Annotated in this window: 1 protein-coding gene; it reads left to right on the plus strand. The window is 48.3% G+C overall.

The window, feature by feature from the left end; all coding sequences use genetic code 11:
• A partial coding sequence (locus tag Q0698_RS13315) for an EF-Tu/IF-2/RF-3 family GTPase (RefSeq protein ID WP_298637166.1) occupies nucleotides 1–201 on the plus strand: 201 nt, incomplete at both ends.

The raw sequence follows: 201 nt of genomic DNA on the forward strand, positions 1-201 counted from the left end.
TTGATGCCTATCGAAGACGTATTCTCAATCGCTGGTCGTGGTACTGTTGTAACAGGCCGTGTTGAGCGTGGTATCGTGAACGTAGGTGACGAAGTTGAATTGATCGGTATCCGTGAGACAACTGCGACGACTTGTACTGGTGTTGAAATGTTCCGTAAGTTGCTTGACGAAGGTCGTGCAGGTGAGAACATTGGTGCACTA

This window comes from uncultured Umboniibacter sp. (assembly GCF_947497555.1).
In the GTDB taxonomy this organism is placed as follows: domain Bacteria; phylum Pseudomonadota; class Gammaproteobacteria; order Pseudomonadales; family DSM-25080; genus Umboniibacter.